Source organism: Fulvivirga lutimaris, assembly GCF_009711525.1.
GTDB classification, from domain to species: domain Bacteria; phylum Bacteroidota; class Bacteroidia; order Cytophagales; family Cyclobacteriaceae; genus Fulvivirga; species Fulvivirga lutimaris.
On record NZ_SMLV01000003.1, the window covers coordinates 1 to 214 of the forward strand.

A 214-nucleotide genomic window follows, 5' to 3' on the forward strand; every position below is an offset into this window, starting at 1 on the left:
TCCTGGAAATCTGTTATTGATCGGGTTAGGACCAGTACCTTCTGGATACGAAGTACCATCTGGATATGTACCATAAGAATTGGAGTAATTGGTGCCATACTGAGCATTGATTCTGTCAACATGATTCGGCATAGGAGAACCCCAGTTACCTATAAATCCACCATTATATACTCCATTTGATCCTTGAGTATAAACATCCTGATAATCTGGAATA

General features: G+C 39.3%; 1 protein-coding gene. It reads right to left on the bottom strand.

Annotated elements, in window-relative coordinates; genetic code table 11:
• Positions 1–214: hypothetical protein (locus tag E1140_RS21045; RefSeq protein ID WP_185153291.1), on the bottom strand; the 214-nt coding region annotated here is incomplete at both ends.